This window comes from Telluria sp. LT1R51-2, from assembly GCF_059685775.1.
The window spans coordinates 16,203-35,168 of the sequence record NZ_JCASIM010000001.1; the positions used below are offsets into that span (position 1 = coordinate 16,203).

At 64.0% G+C, this 18,966-nt stretch carries 17 protein-coding genes; 13 read left to right on the forward strand and 4 right to left on the reverse strand.

Going from position 1 to position 18,966, the window contains the following annotated elements; genetic code table 11:
• Window positions 1–3: 3 nt before the first annotated feature.
• From AC56LH_RS00080 to AC56LH_RS00110, 7 genes are all read left to right on the forward strand, one after another.
• Window positions 4–405, forward strand: a complete 402-nt coding sequence (locus tag AC56LH_RS00080; protein WP_183556650.1) for a PTS sugar transporter subunit IIA — start codon at window positions 4–6, stop codon at window positions 403–405.
• 87 nt (window positions 406–492) lie between these two features.
• Window positions 493–762: an HPr family phosphocarrier protein gene (locus AC56LH_RS00085; protein ID WP_183556652.1), complete on the forward strand. Its 270-nt coding sequence runs from the start codon at window positions 493–495 to the stop codon at window positions 760–762.
• Between the two features lie 41 nt (window positions 763–803).
• Complete coding sequence (gene ptsP, locus AC56LH_RS00090) at window positions 804–2,573, forward strand: phosphoenolpyruvate--protein phosphotransferase (RefSeq protein WP_499642980.1); 1,770 nt, start codon at window positions 804–806, stop codon at window positions 2,571–2,573.
• Between the two features lie 16 nt (window positions 2,574–2,589).
• Window positions 2,590–3,810 (forward strand): homoserine O-succinyltransferase MetX, encoded by a 1,221-nt coding sequence (gene metX / locus AC56LH_RS00095; RefSeq protein WP_499642982.1) that lies wholly within the window; start codon window positions 2,590–2,592, stop codon window positions 3,808–3,810.
• Entirely contained in the window at window positions 3,807–4,424 is a 618-nt protein-coding gene (gene metW / locus AC56LH_RS00100) for a methionine biosynthesis protein MetW (protein ID WP_332532528.1), read from the forward strand. The genes metX and metW overlap by 4 nt, the downstream gene beginning before the upstream one ends.
• A gap of 146 nt (window positions 4,425–4,570) precedes the next feature.
• Window positions 4,571–5,452, forward strand: coding sequence for a M48 family metallopeptidase (locus AC56LH_RS00105; RefSeq protein ID WP_307732225.1), 882 nt, complete (start codon window positions 4,571–4,573; stop codon window positions 5,450–5,452).
• A gap of 7 nt (window positions 5,453–5,459) precedes the next feature.
• Window positions 5,460–6,398, forward strand: coding sequence for a pseudouridine synthase (locus tag AC56LH_RS00110; RefSeq protein ID WP_499642984.1), 939 nt, complete (start codon window positions 5,460–5,462; stop codon window positions 6,396–6,398).
• A gap of 12 nt (window positions 6,399–6,410) precedes the next feature.
• On the opposite strand, the gene AC56LH_RS00115 is transcribed toward AC56LH_RS00110, so the two are convergent.
• Entirely contained in the window at window positions 6,411–7,181 is a 771-nt protein-coding gene (locus tag AC56LH_RS00115; protein WP_499642986.1) for an exodeoxyribonuclease III, read from the reverse strand.
• A gap of 202 nt (window positions 7,182–7,383) precedes the next feature.
• On the opposite strand from AC56LH_RS00115, the gene AC56LH_RS00120 reads away from it, so the two are divergent.
• Both AC56LH_RS00120 and pyrE read left to right on the forward strand, forming a co-directional pair.
• A complete protein-coding gene (locus tag AC56LH_RS00120) occupies window positions 7,384–9,345 on the forward strand; it encodes a hybrid sensor histidine kinase/response regulator (protein ID WP_499642988.1) in 1,962 nt (653 codons plus the stop codon).
• 32 nt (window positions 9,346–9,377) lie between these two features.
• Window positions 9,378–10,049 (forward strand): orotate phosphoribosyltransferase, encoded by a 672-nt coding sequence (pyrE, locus tag AC56LH_RS00125; protein WP_499642990.1) that lies wholly within the window; start codon window positions 9,378–9,380, stop codon window positions 10,047–10,049.
• A 470-nt stretch (window positions 10,050–10,519) separates the two neighbouring features.
• Here pyrE and gatB read toward each other — a convergent pair whose 3' ends face one another.
• From gatB to gatC, 3 genes are read right to left on the reverse strand one after another with little or no spacing between them, the layout of a single operon-like run.
• Complete coding sequence (gatB, locus tag AC56LH_RS00130) at window positions 10,520–11,980, reverse strand: Asp-tRNA(Asn)/Glu-tRNA(Gln) amidotransferase subunit GatB (protein ID WP_499642992.1); 1,461 nt, start codon at window positions 11,978–11,980, stop codon at window positions 10,520–10,522.
• A 32-nt stretch (window positions 11,981–12,012) separates the two neighbouring features.
• The gene (gene gatA, locus AC56LH_RS00135; RefSeq protein ID WP_499642994.1) at window positions 12,013–13,488 is read right to left on the reverse strand and encodes an Asp-tRNA(Asn)/Glu-tRNA(Gln) amidotransferase subunit GatA; all 1,476 of its coding nucleotides are present in this window, start codon (window positions 13,486–13,488) and stop codon (window positions 12,013–12,015) included.
• 49 nt (window positions 13,489–13,537) lie between these two features.
• Window positions 13,538–13,837 (reverse strand): Asp-tRNA(Asn)/Glu-tRNA(Gln) amidotransferase subunit GatC, encoded by a 300-nt coding sequence (gatC, locus tag AC56LH_RS00140; protein ID WP_499642996.1) that lies wholly within the window; start codon window positions 13,835–13,837, stop codon window positions 13,538–13,540.
• A gap of 316 nt (window positions 13,838–14,153) precedes the next feature.
• Here gatC and AC56LH_RS00145 point away from each other — a divergent pair, with 316 nt between their 5' ends.
• From AC56LH_RS00145 to mrdA, 4 genes are all read left to right on the forward strand, one after another.
• Window positions 14,154–15,197, forward strand: coding sequence for a rod shape-determining protein (locus AC56LH_RS00145; protein ID WP_183556678.1), 1,044 nt, complete (start codon window positions 14,154–14,156; stop codon window positions 15,195–15,197).
• Window positions 15,198–15,296: 99 nt separating this feature from the next.
• Window positions 15,297–16,424, forward strand: coding sequence for a rod shape-determining protein MreC (mreC, locus tag AC56LH_RS00150; RefSeq protein WP_499642998.1), 1,128 nt, complete (start codon window positions 15,297–15,299; stop codon window positions 16,422–16,424).
• 6 nt (window positions 16,425–16,430) lie between these two features.
• Window positions 16,431–16,949, forward strand: coding sequence for a rod shape-determining protein MreD (mreD, locus tag AC56LH_RS00155; RefSeq protein ID WP_183556682.1), 519 nt, complete (start codon window positions 16,431–16,433; stop codon window positions 16,947–16,949).
• A 25-nt stretch (window positions 16,950–16,974) separates the two neighbouring features.
• Window positions 16,975–18,963, forward strand: coding sequence for a penicillin-binding protein 2 (gene mrdA / locus AC56LH_RS00160; RefSeq protein WP_499643000.1), 1,989 nt, complete (start codon window positions 16,975–16,977; stop codon window positions 18,961–18,963).
• The last annotated feature ends 3 nt before the right edge of the window (window positions 18,964–18,966 follow it).

Below are 18,966 nucleotides of genomic sequence, written 5' to 3' on the forward strand. Positions count from 1 at the left end.
GACATGGTAGGCATCCTGCTCCTGACCCACGCACCGCTGGGCCAGGCATTCATCGCCGCGGCAACGCACGTATTTCGCGGCCCCACCGAGCGCGTCGAGGCAATCGACGTGACGGCTGACCAGGATATCGGCCAGATCAACTGCCTGGCCAAAGAAGCCATCGCGCGTCTTGACGACGGCGACGGCGTGCTGGTGATCACCGACGTCAAGGGCGGCACGCCGTCGAACTGCTGCAATTCGCTGGCCGACGCGGGCCACGTGGAAGTCATCGCTGGCATCAGCCTGCCGATGCTGCTGCGCGCGATCACCTACCGGCGCGACTCGCTCGATGTGGTCGTCGAGATGGCGCTGGCCGGTGCGCAGAACGGGGCAGTGCGGGTGGATAACCGGATCCGGGTGGGGTAGGACAGGCGGCGATGGCGTTGGCAATGGCGATGCGTGCGAGGAGATACCGGGCGCAGTCAGACACATTACAAAAACGATAAAGCGACTATGATTCAACAAGAACTCGAGATCATCAACAAGCTGGGCCTGCACGCACGGGCCTCCGCCAAGTTCACGCAACTGGCCGCCAGGTACAAGAGCGACGTCTGGCTCACCCGCAACGGCCGGCGCATCAATGCCAAGTCGATCATGGGTGTCATGATGCTCGCCGCCGGCAAGGGCGCCAAGGTCACGCTCGAAGCCGATGGCGCCGACGAAGAAGCCGCGCTCGCGGCCCTCACGGCGCTGGTCAACGACAAGTTCGGTGAAGGTGAATAATGCCGCGTGAAGCGGTCCCCTCGCGTTCAACGGATTCTTCCATGGCTTCCTTTCTCCTTCACGGCATTCCGGTCTCGCGCGGCATCGCGATCGGCCGCGCGCACCTGCTCACGCCGGCCGCACTCGACGTCAAGCATTACCTGGTCCCAGAAGAACAGGTCGAGGCCGAGGTGCAACGCCTGCAGGATGCGATCGCCGCCGTCCAACACAATCTGCAGGAACTCTGGGCCGGCCTGCCGAAGGATGCCCCGACCGAACTGGGCGCCTTCATCGACGTGCATGCGCTGATCCTGTCCGATCCGATGATCTCGGAAGCGCCCAAGGGCATCATCCGTGCGCGCCACTACAACGCCGAATGGGCGCTGGTGACGCAGATCGATGAACTCTCGGCGCAGTTCGACGAAATCGAAGACCCCTACCTGCGCGAGCGCAAGTACGACATCCAGCAGGTCGCCGAGCGCGTGCTAAAGGTCTTGACCGGCACCGCGCTGAGCGTCGCGCCGGTGTTTACCGACGAAGACCAGCCACCGCCGCAGATGATCGTCGTGGCCCACGACATCTCGCCGGCCGACATGCTGGCGTTTCGCGATCGCGATGGCGCATCACGCTCGTTCATCGGCTTCGTCACCGACGTCGGCGGCCAGAACTCGCACACGGCCATCGTCGCGCGCAGCCTGGATATCCCGGCGGTGGTCGGCATGGATCAGGCGTCGCGCCTGGTGGAGCAGGACGACTGGCTGATTGTCGACGGCGACGCCGGCGTCGTTATCTGCAATCCGAGCCAGTTGGTGCTCGAGCAGTACCGCGCGCGCCAGATCACGATGGCCAAGGCACGCAAGCGCCTGCTCAAGCTCAAGAAAACGCCGGCCATCACGCGCGACGGCACCACGATCACGCTGCTGGCCAATATCGAACTGCCCGACGATTGTCCGGCGGCCCTCGAAGCCGGCGCCAATGGCGTGGGCCTGTTCCGCTCCGAATTTTTGTTCATGGGCCGCGGCGCGCAGGCGCTGCGCATCCCGGACGAAGAAGAACAGTTCGAGCAGTACCGCAAGGCGGTGCTGGCGATGAAGGGCCGCCCGGTCACGATCCGCACGCTCGACGTGGGCGCCGACAAGCCGCTCGACCAGACCGACCACACGGCGCTGAACCCGGCGCTCGGCCTGCGCGCGATCCGCTATTGCCTGGCCGAGCCGCAGATGTTTCTGGTGCAGTTGCGCGCGATTCTTCGTGCGTCGGCTTTCGGCAAGGTGCGCATCCTGATCCCGATGCTCGCGCACGCGTTCGAGATCGACCAGACGCTGGGCATGATCGAACAGGCCAAGACCCAGCTGCGCGACGAGAAGATCCGCTTCGACGAAGGTATCGAGGTCGGCGCCATGATCGAGATCCCGGCTGCCGCGCTGGCGCTGCCGCTGTTCGTGCGCCGCATGGACTTCCTGTCCATTGGCACCAATGACCTGATCCAGTATCTGCTGGCGATCGACCGCGTCGATTACGAAGTGGCGCACCTGTATAATCCGCTGCACCCGGCGGTGTTGCAGCTGATCGCCTCGACCATCGCCACGGGCCACAAGGCCGGGCTGGATGTGGCGGTGTGCGGCGAGATGGCCGGTGACGTCAAGCTCACACGCCTGCTGCTGGGCATGGGCCTGCGCGAGTTCTCGATGCACCCGGCGCAGCTGCTGGCGGTAAAACAAGAAATTTTGAATACCGATCTGGGCGTGGTCACCACCCGCACCCGGCGCATCCTGCGCGCGATGGAGCCGGGTGAAATCGCCAGCGCCGTCGAGCAGTTGCAGACCCTGTGAGTCGGCCGCCGTTGCCATGCCCGGCAACGGCCCGACCACCGCATCATCAATCAAAGCACACAGTCCCATGGGATCTCTTGGAATAGTCACACCGCAGGCGATGCACTTCGCCGGGCCGCTGCGCCTGCAAAGCGGCGCCCAGCTCAGCAACTACACGCTGATGTATGAAACCTATGGCACGCTCAACGCCGACAGGTCCAATGCGGTGCTGGTCTGCCACGCCCTGAATGCATCGCACCACGTCGCCGGCCAGTACGACTCGCCCAAGAGCGCCGGCTGGTGGGACAATATGGTCGGCCCGGGCAAGCCCGTGGACACCGACCGCTTCTTCGTCATCGGCGTGAACAACCTGGGCTCATGCTTCGGCTCGACCGGCCCGATGCATCTCAACGCCGCCACCGGCAAGCCGTATGGCGCGAGCTTTCCGCTGGTGACGGTGGAAGACTGGGTGACCGCGCAGGCGCTGCTGGCCGACCGCCTTGGCATCGACCGCTTTGCCGCCGTGATGGGCGGCTCGCTGGGCGGCATGCAGGCTCTGTCGTGGAGCATCAAGTTTCCGGAGCGCCTGCGCCACTGCATCGTGATCGCGTCCACGCCAAAGCTGTCGGCGCAGAACATCGCCTTCAATGACGTCGCGCGCCAGGCGATCCTGTCGGATCCCGATTACCACGGCGGCGACTTTTATGAACATGGCGTGGTGCCGAAGAACGGCCTGAAAGTGGCGCGCATGATCGGCCACATCACGTATCTGTCGAACGACGACATGGCCGAGAAGTTCGGGCGCAAGCTGCGCAATGCGGCCGAAACGAATGACTACAACTTCGACTTCGGCGTGGACTTCGAGATCGAATCCTATCTGCGCTACCAGGGCGACAAGTTCTCGGAATACTTCGATGCCAACACCTACCTGTTGATCACGAAGGCGCTCGACTATTTCGATCCGGCGCGCGAGTACGATGGCGATCTGGAGAAGGCGCTGGCCGGCACCAAAGCGCAGTTCTTGATTGCGTCGTTTACGACCGACTGGCGCTTCTCGCCCGAGCGCAGCCGCGAGATCGTCGAAGCCTTGATCAGCAACCGGCGCCGCGTGACCTACGCCGAGATCGACGCGCCACACGGCCACGATGCCTTCCTGCTCGACGATGCGCGCTACATGAACGTGGTGCGCGCGTACTACAACCGCATCGCGCTCGAACTGACGCCAGGCGCCATTGCCACCGCCAAGGAGGCCGCATGAATTTTGCCGACCTCAATACACTGCGGCCCGACCTGGCCTTCATCGCGCACTGGGTGGGCGAACGCGCTCACGTGCTCGACGTCGGCTGCGGCGACGGCGCCATGCTGCGCTACCTCGAATCCGGCAAGCGCTGCTCGGGCTACGGCATCGAGATCGCCGACGACAAGGTCCTGGAAAGCACCGCGCGCGGCATCAACGTGATCCAGCATGATATGGAAAAGGGCCTGGGCCTTTTTGGCGACAACACGTTCGATACCGTGTTGTGTCTGAACTCGCTGCAGATGATGCAGCATGTCGAAGGCCTGCTGCGCGACATCGTGCGCGTCGGCCACGAGGCGATTGTCTCGTTCCCGAACTTCGCCCACTGGCCGCACCGCCTGGCGCTGCTGCGCGGGCGCATGCCGGTCTCGCGCGCACTGCCCTACCAGTGGTACGACACGCCGAACGTGCGCTGCGCCACGATCTACGATTTCCAGGAACTGGCGGTCGAATGCGGGCTGGAAGTGCTGGAATGCGTGGCGCTGGCCGACGGCAAGGTTGTCAAGTTCCTGCCGAACCTGCGCGGCAGCATGGCGGTCTTCCGCTTGCGCAAAAAAGCGCCACCGGCAGCGTAGGGCAGGGCCTGGTTGCGACTTATGTGCGTTGGCGGCTTGAGATGCGCCAGTACATACGGCATGATCACGTCGATTCTGCGCGGGCGCTGCCCATTTATAACCAATTTTACGAGGCCGGCTGCCAACAACAGCCTGCCGGAGCCATGATGAAACTGAAACAACTCGCCGTTTGTCTGACCCTGTTCGCCGCGACCGGCCTGGCCACCGCACAGGAGGCCGGCGTCGTCGTCCAGGATGGCATCGAAGTCAAGCCGCTGTCGCGCATGCGCGTGCTGGCGCCCGAAGAGCAGGTCAACGAGGCCGCGCGCCTGCAGTACACCGAGATGATGAGCCAGGCCAAGGAGAAAGGCTTGCTGGCGCCGACCAGCGACCCGCAGCTCAAGCGCCTGCGCACGATCGCCCAGCGCATCATCCCGTTCACGCCGCGCTGGAATCCGGTGGCCAGCAAGTGGGACTGGCAGGTCAACCTGATCCAGGCCGACGAGGTCAACGCGTTCTGCATGCCGGGTGGCCGCATCGGTTTCTATACCGGCATCCTCACCAAGCTGCAGCTGACCGACGACGAAGCCGCGGCCATCATGGGCCACGAGATCGCGCACGCACTGCGTGAACACGGGCGCGAGCGCCTGGCCAAGTCCAACGTCACCGCGCTGGGCGCGCGTGTCGGCGGTGCGCTGTTGTCGGGCATTTTCGGTGTCGATCCCAACCTGACTGCCACCGCGGCCAATGGCCTGGGCAGCATGCTGGTGCTGAAATTCTCGCGCGACGAAGAGCGCGAGGCCGACCTGGTGGGCCTGGATATCTCGTCGCGCGCCGGTTACGATCCGCGCGCCGGCATTGTGCTGTGGCGCAAGATGGCCACGCTGAACCAGAGCGCGCCGATGGAAATCCTGTCGACTCACCCGGGCGGCGACACCCGCATCAAGGACATGGAAGCGCACATGAACGTGCTGCTGCCGCTGTATGCGCGTGCCAAGAAGACGACGGTCGCCAAGCTGCCGGCCTACAAGAGCACTGCCCTGAATTGAGGCGTTGATGGGGAGTAGCGCCAGGGGCCGTCAGGCCGAAGCCAATGCACGCGTCCCGCTGCCCCTGCGTGACGGCGTCGCGCCCAGCTACCTGTGGCTGACCGAGACGCGCGCCGGTGGCATGCTGCGCTTTTTATGCGAGCGTTTTCCTGACGTGCCGATGCAATCCTGGGCAGCGCGGCTGGAACGTGGTGAAGTCGTCGATGCAAAGGGGGCACGGGTGGCGTTCGATACGCCGGTGCGCCAGGGCATGCGCATCTGGTACTACCGCGAGCTGGAAACGCCGGAGCCATTGATCCCGTTCCAGGAGGCGGTGCTGTTCCAGGATGACCACATCCTGGTCGCCGACAAGCCCCATTTTCTACCGACGATTCCAAGCGGGCGTTTTTTGAAAGAGACGCTGCTGGTGCGCCTGAAGCGCACGCACGATTTGCCGCATCTGGTGCCGATCCACCGGCTTGATCGCGAGACGGCAGGCGTGGTGATCTTCTCGCACAATCCCGCGTCGCGCGGCGCTTACCAGTCGATGTTCCAGAAGCGGGTGGTGACCAAGACCTATGAAGCGATTGCGCCACTGCTGCAGGGGCGTACCTTGCCGTTCACCTACCGCAGCCGCATGCAGGATGCGGCGCAGTTTTTTCTCAGCGAAGAAGTGGCGGGCGAACCCAATTCGGAAACCCTGATCGAATTGATCGAGGGGCGCGGGCCGCTGGCGCGCTACCGGTTGCATCCGCACACGGGGCGCAAGCACCAGTTGCGCCTGCACCTGGCGTCGCTCGGCGCGCCGATTGTCGGCGACAGCTTCTATCCGGTGGCACGGCCCTGTGGCAGCGACGATTTCAGCGCGCCGCTGCAGTTGCTGGCGCGCGCCATCGCGTTTGACGATCCGCTCACGCGCCAGCCGCGCAGCTTCGCCAGCCGCTTCGACCTGAACTGGCCAGATTGATTACAGGCCGGATTACAGGTCGTAGTCGATGATGAGCGGGGCGTGGTCCGAGAACTTCACGTCCTTGTAGACCGAGACGGTTTTGGCGCGCGCCGCGATGCCGGGCGTGGCGACGTGATAGTCGATGCGCCAGCCGACGTTCTTCGCGTAGGCCTGGCCGCGGTTGCTCCACCACGTGTACTGGTCGGGGCGCGCATCCAGGCCGCGGTGCACGTCGACCATTCCCAGCTCGTCGAAGATGCGCGTCATCCATGCGCGTTCTTCGGGCAGGAAGCCTGAATTCTTCAGGTTACCCTTCCAGTTCTTCAGGTCGATCTCCTTGTGCGCGATGTTCCAGTCGCCGCAGATGACGACTTCGCGGCCCTCGGCCTGCAGCTCTTGCAGATGCGGCAGGAAGACTTCCATGAAGCGGAACTTGGCCAGCTGGCGCTCGGGCGACGAGGAGCCGGACGGGCAGTAGACCGAGATGACCGTCAGGTTGCCGAAGTCGCAGCGCGTGTAGCGGCCTTCGGCATCGAATTCGAGGCACCCGAAACCGATACGGTGCTGGTCGGGTTCGGTGCGGCTGTAGACGCCGGTGCCCGAATAGCCCTTTTTCTCGGCGTAGTGGAAGCGCCCGTGGTAGCCGTGCGGACGCAGGAAATCCTCGGTCATGTCGGCTTCCTGGGCCTTGAGTTCCTGGACGCAGATGTAGTCGGCGTCTTGCGTCGACAGCCAGTCAAAGAAGCCCTTCTTGTGGGCGGAGCGGATACCGTTGAGGTTTGCGGAAATGATTCGTGGCATGGAGATAATCAAGCAGGTGAAAAAGGGCAGAGCGCATTGGGAGGCGCGTCAATAGCCGGCAAGTGTAGCGTGTTTTGATGCTGCCCGTCATGCCCTCGACCTGTTGCTTTATGGGGACCATTCGTGATAATTGGAAACGATCTGGTATACTGGCGGTCCCCTGCGTGTCGATGGCACGCCGCATTTTCTTCTTCCCGACCCCATGAACATTGACAAACCGCTCCCTGCGGACGTCGTCGCTATTCCCGTGCGTGAGCACGATGACGCCACGGCTGCCGAACTCTACGATTTCGTGGAGAACGCCGTCGAAGGGCTGCACCGCGTCGGCCCCGACGGCACCATCCTGTGGGCCAACCGCGCCGAATTGCAGATGCTTGGCTATGGCTGGGAAGACTACGTCGGGCGGCATATCGCTGACTTTCACGAAGATCCGGCCACGATCGACTTCATCCTGCGCACGCTGCTCGCGGGCGAGGCGCTGTATGACCAGCCGGCGCGCCTGCGCTGCAAGGATGGCTCGATCAGGCACGTGCTGATCCACTCGAACGGGCATTTCGTCGATGGCCAGCTGCGCTATACGCGCTGCTTCACGCGCGATGCATCCGAACGCCACGAGCGCGACCAGGCGCTGGCGCAGCGCGACGCCATGCTGATGGCCGCGCCGGTCGCGGCGGCGTTGTTGATGGGGCCCGAGCTGCGCTTCCGACTGGTGAACAACCGCTACCGCGACCTGATCGACACCAGCAGCATGCTGGGCCAGACCTTCGACGAAGCGTTCCCGCATCTGGGCGGCGCTGGCGTGGCGGAGGCGGTCGCGCGCGTCTACGCCAGCGGCGTGTCGTACCAGGCCGAGGAGCTGTCCGTCACGCGCCCGGACGCGCACGGCCAGCCGGTCGAGCGCTTCTTCAAGTTCAGCCTGGAGCCGCTGCTGGACCTGGATAGGCGGCCGGAAGGCGTGATCGTGGTGGCGGTCGATGTGACCGAGCACGTACGCAACCGCCTGGCAATCGAGCACGCCGCCCGCGAGCGCGAGCAGCTGCTGGTCGACCTGGGCGCAGCCAGCCAGGCCAAGGATGAATTCCTGGCGATGCTGGGCCATGAGCTGCGCAATCCGCTCTCGCCGATCGTCACCGCGCTGCAACTGATGCGCATGCGCGGCGATGGCGCGTACGGCCGCGAGGGCGAGATCATCCAGCGCCAGGTCGACCATCTGGTGCGGCTGGTGGACGACCTGCTCGACGTCTCGCGCGTCACGCGCGGCAAGATCGAACTGAAGTTCGAGCAGGTCGAGATGGCGCACGTGACGGGCCGCGCGCTCGAGATGGCGAGTTTGCTGGTGGAGCAGCGCGGCCACCATCTCGAGGCCGACGTCGAACCGGGCCTGGTGTGGGAGGGCGATCCGGCGCGGCTGGTGCAGGTGGTGTCGAACCTCTTGACCAATGCCGCGCGCTACACCGAACCGGGTGGCCGGATCTGGCTGCGCGCGCGGTGCGACGGCGCGGACGTGGTCGAGATCAGCGTGCGCGACACGGGCATTGGCCTGGCGCCGGCCATGCACGAGCAGGTGTTCGAGCTGTTCTTCCAGGGCAAACGCAGCATCGACCGCGCTGAGGGCGGGCTCGGGATCGGGCTGGCGCTGGTCAGGAACATCGTCGAACTGCATGGTGGCACTGTCGAAGCGCGCAGCGCAGGGCGTGGCCTGGGCAGCGAGTTCGTGGTGCGCCTGCCGCTGCGCGGCGTGGCAGGGCTGGCCGTGCCGGTGGCCATCGTGGTCGCACCAATCGTGGACAGCGCGCCGCAGCGGGTGCTGGTGGTGGACGACAATGCCGACGGCGCCAATATGCTGGCGCGCCTGCTGACGGCGCATGGCCACACGGTCGAGGTGTATCACGATCCGGTGGCGGCGCTGGCAGCGATCGAGCGCTTCCGGCCCGACGTCGCGCTGCTCGACATCGGCCTGCCGGTGCTCGACGGCTACCAGCTCGCTGCGCGCATCCACGCGCTGCCGGCAGGGCGCCTGTGCCGCCTGGTCGCACTGACCGGATACGGCCAGGCCACGGACCGCGCGCGCAGCCAGGCCAGCGGCTTTGCGGCGCACATGGTCAAGCCGATCAGCGGTGCCGAAGCACTACGGGTCGTCGCCGGCAGGGCCGTGAGCGATTAAAATAGCCGCTTTCGACATCCAGGGAGAAGTACATGACTGATCTGCGCCAGCAATTCATCGGGTTTTCGGTCGAGGCCGAAGTATTGAAGTTCGGCCAATTCACGACCAAGGCCGGGCGCCTGTCGCCATACTTCTTCAACGCCGGTCTGTTCCACGACGGCGCCACGCTGGGCAAGCTGGCCCAGTTCTACGCACAGACGCTGCTCGACTCGGGCGTCGAATTCGACATGCTGTTCGGCCCGGCCTACAAAGGCATCACGCTGGCCTCTGCGACCGCAGTGGCCCTGGCCGCAAAAGGCCGCGACACGTCGTACGCGTACAACCGCAAGGAAGCAAAAGACCACGGCGAAGGCGGCACCATCGTCGGCGCCAAGCTGCAGGGCAAGGTTGTGATCATCGACGACGTGATCAGCGCCGGCACCTCGGTGCGCGAATCGGTCGCCATGATCCGCGCCGCCGGCGCCGAGCCAGCCGCCGTCCTCATCGCACTGGACCGCATGGAACGCTCGGGCACGGATGACAAACTGTCCGAACTGTCGGCAGTGCAGGAAGTCTCGCGCGAATTCAACATCCCGGTGATCTCGATCGCCAACCTCGCCGACCTCTTCACCTACCTCGACACCCACACCGCCGACCCGCGCCTGTCGCAACACAAAGACGCCGTCTCCGCCTACCGCACCCGCTACGGCACCCAAAAGCAATAGCCCAACAATTAGGGTCAGAGTAGATTTGTTGGGCAATTACCCAAAGTTGTCAAACAATTCGACTCTGACCCTAATTTAGATTGGCGGAAACTCTTGCAAATTAATTAGGGTCAGAGTCGACTTATTGGGCAATTCTCTAGAGTTGTCAAACAATTCGACTCTGACCCTCATTGTTTATGTGCTTTCAGGAATCGATTTATTTTCCGCTTGGAATATCGCTAATCAATTTGATCACTTGAACGGGAATCGGCTCAGCTTTCCTGCTTCACGGACAGTTTGGGCCGTCCAAACAAATAGGGTCAGAGTCGAATTGTTGGGCAATTGCTCGCGGTCGCCCGATAAGTGGGGACAGAGTGGCCAAGTTAGGCAATTACTGTGGGTAAAAATGAATTAGGGTCAGCGTCGAACAGCTGGCAATTGTGGGCAATTGCTCAATAATTCGACTCTGACCCTAATTGGGGGAGGAAGGGTTAGCTGGTCAGCTTTTTCTTCAGCAGTTCGGTCACTTGCGCTGGGTTGGCTTTGCCTTTGGAGGCTTTCATGGCCTGGCCGATCAGTGCGTTGATCGCCGCTTCTTTGCCGGCGCGGTATTGTTCAACGGATTTGGCGTTGGCGGCCAGGACCTCGTCGACGATCGCTTCCAGTGCGCCCGTGTCGGAGATCTGTTTCAGCCCTTTTTGATCGATGACGGTGTCGGCCAATGCTTCGTCGTCCGATTTCGCGTCCCACATCGCGGCGAAGACTTCCTTTGCGGCCTTGTTCGAGATCGTGCCGTCGGCGATGCGCTTGAGCAGCAGCGCCAGTTGCGCGGCGCTTACTGGCGAAGCCTGCAGCTCGACGCCTTCGCGGTTCAGGGTCGACGACACGTCGCCCATCATCCAGTTGGCGGCCGACTTCGCGTTTTCCTTGCCGGCTTTCGCCACCACTGCTTCGTAGTACGTTGCCATCGTCTGCGACGAGGTCAGGACCAGGCTGTCGTATTCCGGCAGACCGTATTCGCCCGTGAAGCGTGCGCGCATCGCGCCTGGCAGTTCCGGCATCTCGGCTTTCACGCGCTCGATCCAGTCCTGGCCGATCGCCAGCGGCGGCAGGTCAGGGTCGGGGAAGTAGCGGTAATCCTGCGCGTCTTCTTTCGTGCGCATCGAGCGCGTTTCCTTGCGGTCCGGGTCCCACAGGCGCGTGGCCTGGATCACCTTGCCGCCGTCTTCGATCAACTCGATCTGGCGTCGCACTTCGTAGTGGATCGCTTCTTCCATGAAGCGGAACGAGTTCAGGTTCTTGATTTCGCAGCGCGTGCCGAATTCCTGCTGGCCCACCGGGCGCACCGAGACGTTGACGTCGCAGCGGAACGAACCCTCCTGCATATTGCCGTCGCAAACGCCCAGCCACATCACCAGCGAGTGCATCGCCTTGGCATACGCCACCGCTTCAGCAGCGCTGCGCAGTTCGGGCTCGGACACGATTTCCAGTAGAGGCGTGCCGGCGCGATTCAGGTCGATCCCGCTCATGCCCGCATAGTCTTCGTGCAGCGACTTGCCCGCGTCTTCCTCGAGGTGGGCGCGGGTCAGGTTGACCGTCTTCATTTCGAGCTTGCCGTCTTTTTCGTAGGCGAAGGACAGCGTGCCGCCCTGGACCACCGGATCGGCGAACTGGCTGATCTGGTAACCCTTCGGCAGGTCGGGATAAAAGTAGTTCTTGCGCGCGAAGACCGACTCCGGCGCGATGGTGCCACCGACTGCCAAGCCGAAACGGATCGCGCGTTCGACCGCGCCGCGGTTCAGCACCGGCAGCACGCCCGGCAGCGCCAGGTCGACCGGGCTGGCTTGTGTGTTCGGCTCGGCGCCGAAACGGATCGCGCTGCCGCTGAAGATTTTCGATTGGGTCGTGAGCTGCACGTGGTTCTCAAGACCGATGACGACTTCCCATTGCATAGTGTTCTCTCTTTGTTCTGTGTCGGCGCGAATCAAACGCCGTCCGGCGTGCGCGTATGCCAATCGGTCGCGAGCTGGTACTGGTGCGCGATGTTCAGCAGCTTGGCTTCGGCGAAGTAATTGCCGATGATTTGCAGGCCGACCGGCCGCTTGCCGTTCTTCTCGCCGGCGCCGAAGCCGCACGGGATCGACATGCCGGGCAGGCCGGCCAGGCTGGTCGAGAGCGTGTAGATGTCGGCCAGGTAGTTCGCCACCGGGTCGTTCGACTTGGCGCCCAGGTCCCACGCCACGGTCGGCGCGACCGGGCCCATGATCACGTCGCACTTGTCGGCAAACGCGGCCTGGAAGTCGTCGGCGATCAGGCGCCGGATCTTCTGCGCCTGCACGTAATACGCGTCGTAGTAGCCGTGGCACAGTACATAGGTGCCCACCAGGATGCGGCGCTTGACCTCCGTGCCAAAACCTTCGGCGCGGGTTTTGCGGTACATGTCCTGCAAATCCTTGTACTCGCTGGCGCGGTGGCCGTAGCGCACACCGTCAAAGCGCGACAGGTTCGACGAGGCTTCGGCCGGCGCGATGATGTAATAGGTCGGGATCGACAGCGCGGTCTTCGGCAGCGAGATGTCCACCAGCGTCGCGCCCAGTTTCACGAACTGTTCGAGCGCCGCGCGCACGGCGCTTTCGACGTCGCTCGCCAGGCCTTCGCCGAAATACTCGGCCGGCACGCCGATGCGCAGCCCGGTCAACGGTTGGTTCAGCGCGCGCGTGTAGTCTTCCGCGACGTTGCCCTGGTCGACCGTCAGGCTGGTCGAATCACGCTCGTCGAAGCCGATCATTTCATTGAGCAGCAGCGCGCAATCCTCGGCGCTCTGGGCGATCGGGCCGCCCTGGTCGAGCGACGAAGCAAACGCGATCATGCCGAAGCGCGATACGCGTCCGTAGGTTGGCTTAATGCCGGTGACGCCGCAGAACGCGGCCGGCTGGCGGATCGAGCCGCCGGTGTCGGTAGCGGTGGCCGCCGGCGCCAGGCGCGCAGCAATTGCCGCCGCCGAGCCGCCCGACGAGCCGCCCGGCACCGCCGTCGTGTCCCATGGATTCTTCACTGCGCCGTAGGCCGAGTTTTCATTGGCCGAGCCCATCGCGAATTCGTCGAGATTGACCTTGCCCAGCGTGACCATGCCGGCATGACGGAAGCGCTCGACCACGGTCGCATCGAACGGGCTGACATACCCTTTCAGCATCTTCGAGCCGGCCGTGGTGCGCCAGTCGCGCGTGACGAAGATGTCCTTGTGCGCGATCGGCACGCCGGTCAGCGGGCCGGCCGTACCGGCGGCCAGGCGCGCGTCGGCGTCGGCGGCCTGCGCCAGCGAGCGCGCGTGGTCCACGTGCAGGAAGGCGTTATGCTCGCTGGCGTCGATGCGGCCGAGGTAGTGGCGCGTCAGTTCGGTGCTCGAGATCTGCTTCGAGTGCAGGAGCGCGGACAGCTCCTTGAGGGTCTTGTTGTGCATGTGCATATCGATTCTAAAAGCGGATTCGTGGGCGATTCAACAGCCAGGATTACTCGATGACCTTTGGCACCAGATACAGGCCGTCCTGCGCCTTCGGGGCCGGCGCCTGGTAATCCTCGCGGTGGTTTTCTTCGGTGACCACGTCGTCGCGCAGGCGCAGCGGCAGGGCAAGGATCGCCGACAGCGGCTGCGCCAGGGGCGCCACGCCGGTGGTATCGACCGCCTGCATCTGCTCGGCCAGCGCGAAAATGCCGTTCAACTCGCCCAGCGCGATCTCGGCATCGGCGTCGTTCATCTCGAGCTGGGCCAGGTTGGCAATGCGTTTTACGTCAGATAGGGTCAGGGACATGGCAATGTGGCGCGGCCAAGGCCGCGCAGAATGTGATTAGGCGAATAAAGAATGTTAGCAAGTTGTCAGCGAACAGCATTTTAAAGTTGATAAAACCCTTCAAATATCGCGCAAACCGCTTGCAATTCGGTGGGGAAATCCACCTGTATTGGGCATGTAAACGACAAATTATAAGGTAGAATGGCGGGCTAATGCGTTGTCGTGCCGAAAGCTATGGCTACCGCGCAATGAAAGTCCGCGGTGCCCTCGGTTGGCAGGTGCGGCACAGAATCCCCGATCAATGTTTAGGCGCACATTGATGCGCATCAGGACACTCATGTTTGGTTTTTTACGCAGCTATTTCTCGAACGACCTCGCCATTGACCTCGGTACCGCCAATACGCTGATTTATGTGCGCGGTCTGGGCATCGTGCTGGACGAGCCATCGGTCGTCGCGATCCGCCAGCAGGGCGGGCCAAATGGCAAGAAGACGATCCAGGCGGTCGGCAAGGAAGCCAAACAGATGCTGGGCAAGGTGCCCGGCAATATCGAGGCGATCCGCCCGATGAAGGATGGCGTGATCGCCGACTTCACCGTCACCGAACAGATGCTCAAGCAATTCATCCGCATGGTGCACGAGTCCAAATTCTTCCGTCCTTCGCCACGCATCATCATCTGCGTGCCATGCGGTTCGACCCAGGTCGAGCGCCGCGCGATCCGTGAATCGGCGCTTGGCGCCGGCGCCTCGCAGGTGTATCTGATCGAAGAGCCGATGGCCGCGGCCATCGGCGCCGGTCTGCCGGTGTCGGAAGCAACCGGCTCGATGGTCGTGGACATCGGCGGCGGCACCACCGAAGTGGGCATCATCTCGCTGGGCGGCATGGTCTACAAGGGCTCGGTGCGCGTGGGCGGCGACAAGTTCGACGAAGCCATCGTCAACTACATCCGCCGCAACTACGGCATGCTGATCGGCGAACAGACCGCTGAAGCGATCAAGAAGGCGATCGGCTCGGCGTTCCCGGGCTCGGAAGTCAAGGAGATGGAAGTCAAGGGCCGCAACCTGTCCGAAGGCATCCCGCGTTCATTCACGATCTCGAGCAACGAGATCCTCGAAGCGCTGACCGACCCGCTGAACCAGATCGTCTCGGCGGTCAAGAATGCGCTGGAACAGGCCCCGCCCGAGCTGGGCGCCGACATCGCCGAAAAGGGCATGATGCTCACCGGCGGTGGCGCGCTGCTGCGCGATCTGGATCGCCTGCTGATGGAGGAAACCGGCCTGCCGGTGCTGGTGGCCGAAGACCCGCTGACCTGCGTGGTACGCGGCTCGGGCATGGCGCTGGAACGGATGGACAAACTCGGTTCCATCTTCTCGTACGAATAAGCCGCACGTGGTCTTCCAGGACGGGCAGGGCGTGCGGTCACAAGCTGCGCGCGACTGCCCGTCTTGATATGAACTCCCGCGTTATCACCACCAGAGCTCATGGAATATAGTCCTCCGCCGCTGTTCAAACAAGGCGCGCCCGCGCGTGTCAAGGTGACGGTGTTCGCGCTGATCGCGATCGTTCTGCTGGTGGTCGACGCCCGCATGGGCCTTCTTGCCGGCGTGCGTACGGTTGCCGCGACCGTGCTTTACCCGATGCAGATGGCCGCCATGCTGCCGCGCGATGCCGTGGGCAATATGGGCGTCTATTTCTCGTCGGTCTCCACGCTGCAAAAGCAGGTCCAGACGCTGAAGAACCAGGAGCTGGCCCAGGCCCGCCTGCTGCAGCAGGCGCAGTTCCAGATGGCCGAGAACATCCACCTGCGGCGCCTGATGGACGGCAAGCAGCAACTGCCCGTGCAATCGCAGATGGCCGAAATCCTGTACGACGCACGCGATCCGTCGACGCGCCGCATCGTGATCAACCGCGGCTCGCGTGACGATGTCACGCCCGGCCTGCCGGTGATCGACCATGCCGGCGTGGTGGGGCAGGTCACGCGCGTGTTCCCGTTCACGTCCGAAGTGACGCTCCTGACCGACAAGGACCAGGCTATTCCCGTGCAGGTGCTGCGCAGCGGTTTACGCAGCATCGTGTACGGCCGTGGTCATTCCGGCCAACTCGACCTGCGCTTCGTGGCCCAGGATGCCGACATCCAGGTTGGCGACGTGCTGGTCACGTCGGGCCTGGACGGCATGTATCCGGCCGGCCTGGCCGTGGCGCGCGTGACGCAGGTCGAAAAAGCGACCGGTTCGTTCGGCCGCGTGGTCGGCCTGCCGCTGGCCGGCATCGACCGCAATCGCCAGGTGCTCGTGATCATGTCGAACCACGCCTTGCCGGCACGTCCGCCACAGGAAACGCCGCCCACCGGCAACCGCCGCAAACTGCCGGCAATGGCGCCGGTGCCAACGCCGCCGTTGCCCGCGTCGCCGTTGCCGGCCGCCGGCACGCCGGCCGCGGTGCAGCCGCCGGTGGCACCGGTCACGCCGGGCGCCGCGCCGGGGACTGTGCCAACGGCCGCGACATCGACTGCGCCAACGACTGAGCCAACGACGAGGCTGACCACACCTGCGCCGGCTGCAAGGGCGCCTGCTGCACCGACGCCGGCCGCACCGACCCCAACCCGATAAGCCACCATGCCAGGTAACCGCCCGCATTACATCCTGCTGCCCGTCAGCCCGCTGTTCATCACGTTCAGCCTGGTGTGCGCCTTCATGCTCAACCTGATGCCGTGGGGCCGCTGGCTCGGCGCGCCGGACTTCGTCGCACTGGTGCTGGTCTTCTGGGGCATCCACCAGCCGCGCAAGGTCGGCATCGGCGTCGCCTTCTGCATGGGCCTCCTGATGGACGTGCACGATGCGAGCCTTCTGGGCGAGAATGCGCTGGCCTACACGCTCCTGTCGTACTTCGCCATCATGATCCACCGCCGCGTGCTGTGGTTCCCGACGCTCACCCAGGCCATGCACGTGTTCCCGCTGCTCCTGATGGCGCAGGCGATCCAGCTGATCGTGCATTTCATCGTTTCCGGCCGCTTCCCGGGCCTGTTGCAGTTCATCGAGAGCGTGGTGGCGGTGATCCTGTGGCCCGTGATCACCTGGCTGCTGCTGGCGCCCCAGCGCCGCGCGGTCGACCGCGACCACACCCGTCCGATCTGACCGACCTGAATCCATCCATACGCGCATGACCGAATTCAAAGACAGCGATCGCGAGATCCACCAGTTCCGGATGCGCCTGACGGTGCTGATCGCCCTGGTCTTCATTTGCTTCGGCCTCCTGGTCGCGCGCGTCGTGTGGCTGCAGGTGCTGCACCACGACCAGTACGCGGCCCAGGCCGAGGACAACCGCATCGCGCTGGTGCCGATCGTGCCCAACCGCGGCCTGATCGTCGACCGCAACGGCGTGGTCCTGGCGCGTAACTATTCGGCCTACACGCTCGAACTGACGCCATCGAAGCTGCAGGCGAATATGGAATCGGTGATCGACGAACTGGCCAAGCTGGTGCAGATCGAGCCGCGCGACCGGCGCCGCTTCAAGCGCTTGCTGGAAGAGTCGCGCAGCTTTGCCAGCGTCCCGCTGCGCACGCGCCTGACCGATGACGAAGTGGCGCGCTTCACCGCGCAGCGCTTCCGCTTTCCCGGCGTCGAAGTGCAGGCGCGCCTGTTTCGCCAGTATCCGATGGGCGAGGTGGCCTCGCACGTGATCGGCTATATCGGCCGGATCAATCAGAGGGAAGCCGACGCGCTGGAAGAGGGCGACGACGCCGCCAACTACAATGGCACCGACCACATGGGCAAGGAAGGCGTCGAGAAGCGCTACGAGCGTCAGCTGCACGGCCAGACCGGCTACGAGCAGGTCGAGCGCTCCGCCGGCGGCCGCGCGATTCGCACGCTGCGCCGCACCGCGCCCACGCCGGGCAGCAACCTGATCCTGTCGATCGACATCGAACTGCAGAAGATCGCCGAAGAAGCGTTCGGTGACCAGCGCGGCGCCCTGGTGGCGATCGAGCCGGCCACCGGCGACGTGCTGGCGTATGTGTCGCGCCCCGGCTTCGATCCGAACCTGTTCGTCGACGGTATCGACTCGCAGAGCTGGAACGAACTCAATACCTCGCTTGACAAGCCGCTGATGAACCGGCCGCTGTCGGGCACCTATCCGCCCGGTTCGACCTTCAAGCCGTTCATGTCGCTGGCAGCGCTCGAGATGGGGTTCCGCCGGCCGCAGGATGCGATCCGCGATCCCGGCTTCTTCATGCTGGGCGGGCACCGCTTCAATGACGACAAGCCGGGCGGCCACGGCATCGTCAATATGTACCACTCGATCGCCCACTCGTGCGACACCTATTACTATCAGCTGTCCAACGAGATGGGGATTGATAACATTTCGAAGTTCATGCGCGAATTCGGCTTTGGCCAGCCGACCGGGATCGACCTCGATTACGAAAAGACCGGCGTGCTGCCCTCGAAAGAGTGGAAGGCCGAACGCTTCAAGCGCAACCCGGCGGCCCAGAAGTGGGTCGGCGGTGACACCATTTCGGTCGCGATCGGCCAAGGCTTCAACAACTACACGATGCTGCAGCTGGCGCACGCCACCGCGATCCTGGCCAACAACGGCGTGGTGATGAAGCCGCACCTGGTCAAGATGATCGAGGACGGCGCCACCCGCGAGCGCACACTGACCGTGCCGAAGGAAACCCGGCGCCTGGCCATGAAGCCCGAGCACATCGCCTTCATCAAGGACGCGATGGCGGGCGTGATCCGCGAAGGCACCGGCCAGAAAGCCTTTGCCGGCGCCCTGTACACGGCCGGCGGCAAGACCGGTACCGCCCAGGTGATCGGCCTGCGCGGCAAGAAATACAATGCCAACGCAATCGATGAACGCCACCGCGACAATGCGCTGTTTACCGTATTTGCGCCGGCCGAGCAGCCGCGCATCGCGCTGGCGATGGTCGTTGAAAATGCCGGCTTTGGCGGGGCTATCGCCGCACCGATCGCGCGCAAGGTGCTCGATTACGCCATCCTGGGCAAGCGCCCGGCGCCGCCGGCCGAACCAAAAAAGGCCGAGCGTCCCGTCACCGTCAAGAAGGCCGCGCCAGCGCCGGCCCCAGTGTCAGCACCCGTGACCGCACCGCTCCAGACGGCCAGCGTTCCCGCCGTCACCCGAACCGAGTAAATC

Coding starts and splice junctions, on each gene's coding strand:
- AC56LH_RS00080 (WP_183556650.1), top strand. CDS start 4: ATGGTAGGCATCCTGCTCCTGACCCACGCACCGCTGGGCCAGGCATTC.
- gatB (WP_499642992.1), bottom strand. CDS start 11,980: ATGCAATGGGAAGTCGTCATCGGTCTTGAGAACCACGTGCAGCTCACG.
- AC56LH_RS00115 (WP_499642986.1), bottom strand. CDS start 7,181: ATGCCACGAATCATTTCCGCAAACCTCAACGGTATCCGCTCCGCCCAC.
- mrdA (WP_499643000.1), top strand. CDS start 16,975: ATGACCGAATTCAAAGACAGCGATCGCGAGATCCACCAGTTCCGGATG.
- AC56LH_RS00145 (WP_183556678.1), top strand. CDS start 14,154: ATGTTTGGTTTTTTACGCAGCTATTTCTCGAACGACCTCGCCATTGAC.
- metX (WP_499642982.1), top strand. CDS start 2,590: ATGCCCGGCAACGGCCCGACCACCGCATCATCAATCAAAGCACACAGT.
- metW (WP_332532528.1), top strand. CDS start 3,807: ATGAATTTTGCCGACCTCAATACACTGCGGCCCGACCTGGCCTTCATC.
- mreC (WP_499642998.1), top strand. CDS start 15,297: ATGGAATATAGTCCTCCGCCGCTGTTCAAACAAGGCGCGCCCGCGCGT.
- AC56LH_RS00085 (WP_183556652.1), top strand. CDS start 493: ATGATTCAACAAGAACTCGAGATCATCAACAAGCTGGGCCTGCACGCA.
- AC56LH_RS00120 (WP_499642988.1), top strand. CDS start 7,384: ATGAACATTGACAAACCGCTCCCTGCGGACGTCGTCGCTATTCCCGTG.
- gatC (WP_499642996.1), bottom strand. CDS start 13,837: ATGTCCCTGACCCTATCTGACGTAAAACGCATTGCCAACCTGGCCCAG.
- pyrE (WP_499642990.1), top strand. CDS start 9,378: ATGACTGATCTGCGCCAGCAATTCATCGGGTTTTCGGTCGAGGCCGAA.
- ptsP (WP_499642980.1), top strand. CDS start 804: ATGGCTTCCTTTCTCCTTCACGGCATTCCGGTCTCGCGCGGCATCGCG.
- AC56LH_RS00110 (WP_499642984.1), top strand. CDS start 5,460: ATGGGGAGTAGCGCCAGGGGCCGTCAGGCCGAAGCCAATGCACGCGTC.
- AC56LH_RS00105 (WP_307732225.1), top strand. CDS start 4,571: ATGAAACTGAAACAACTCGCCGTTTGTCTGACCCTGTTCGCCGCGACC.
- gatA (WP_499642994.1), bottom strand. CDS start 13,488: ATGCACAACAAGACCCTCAAGGAGCTGTCCGCGCTCCTGCACTCGAAG.
- mreD (WP_183556682.1), top strand. CDS start 16,431: ATGCCAGGTAACCGCCCGCATTACATCCTGCTGCCCGTCAGCCCGCTG.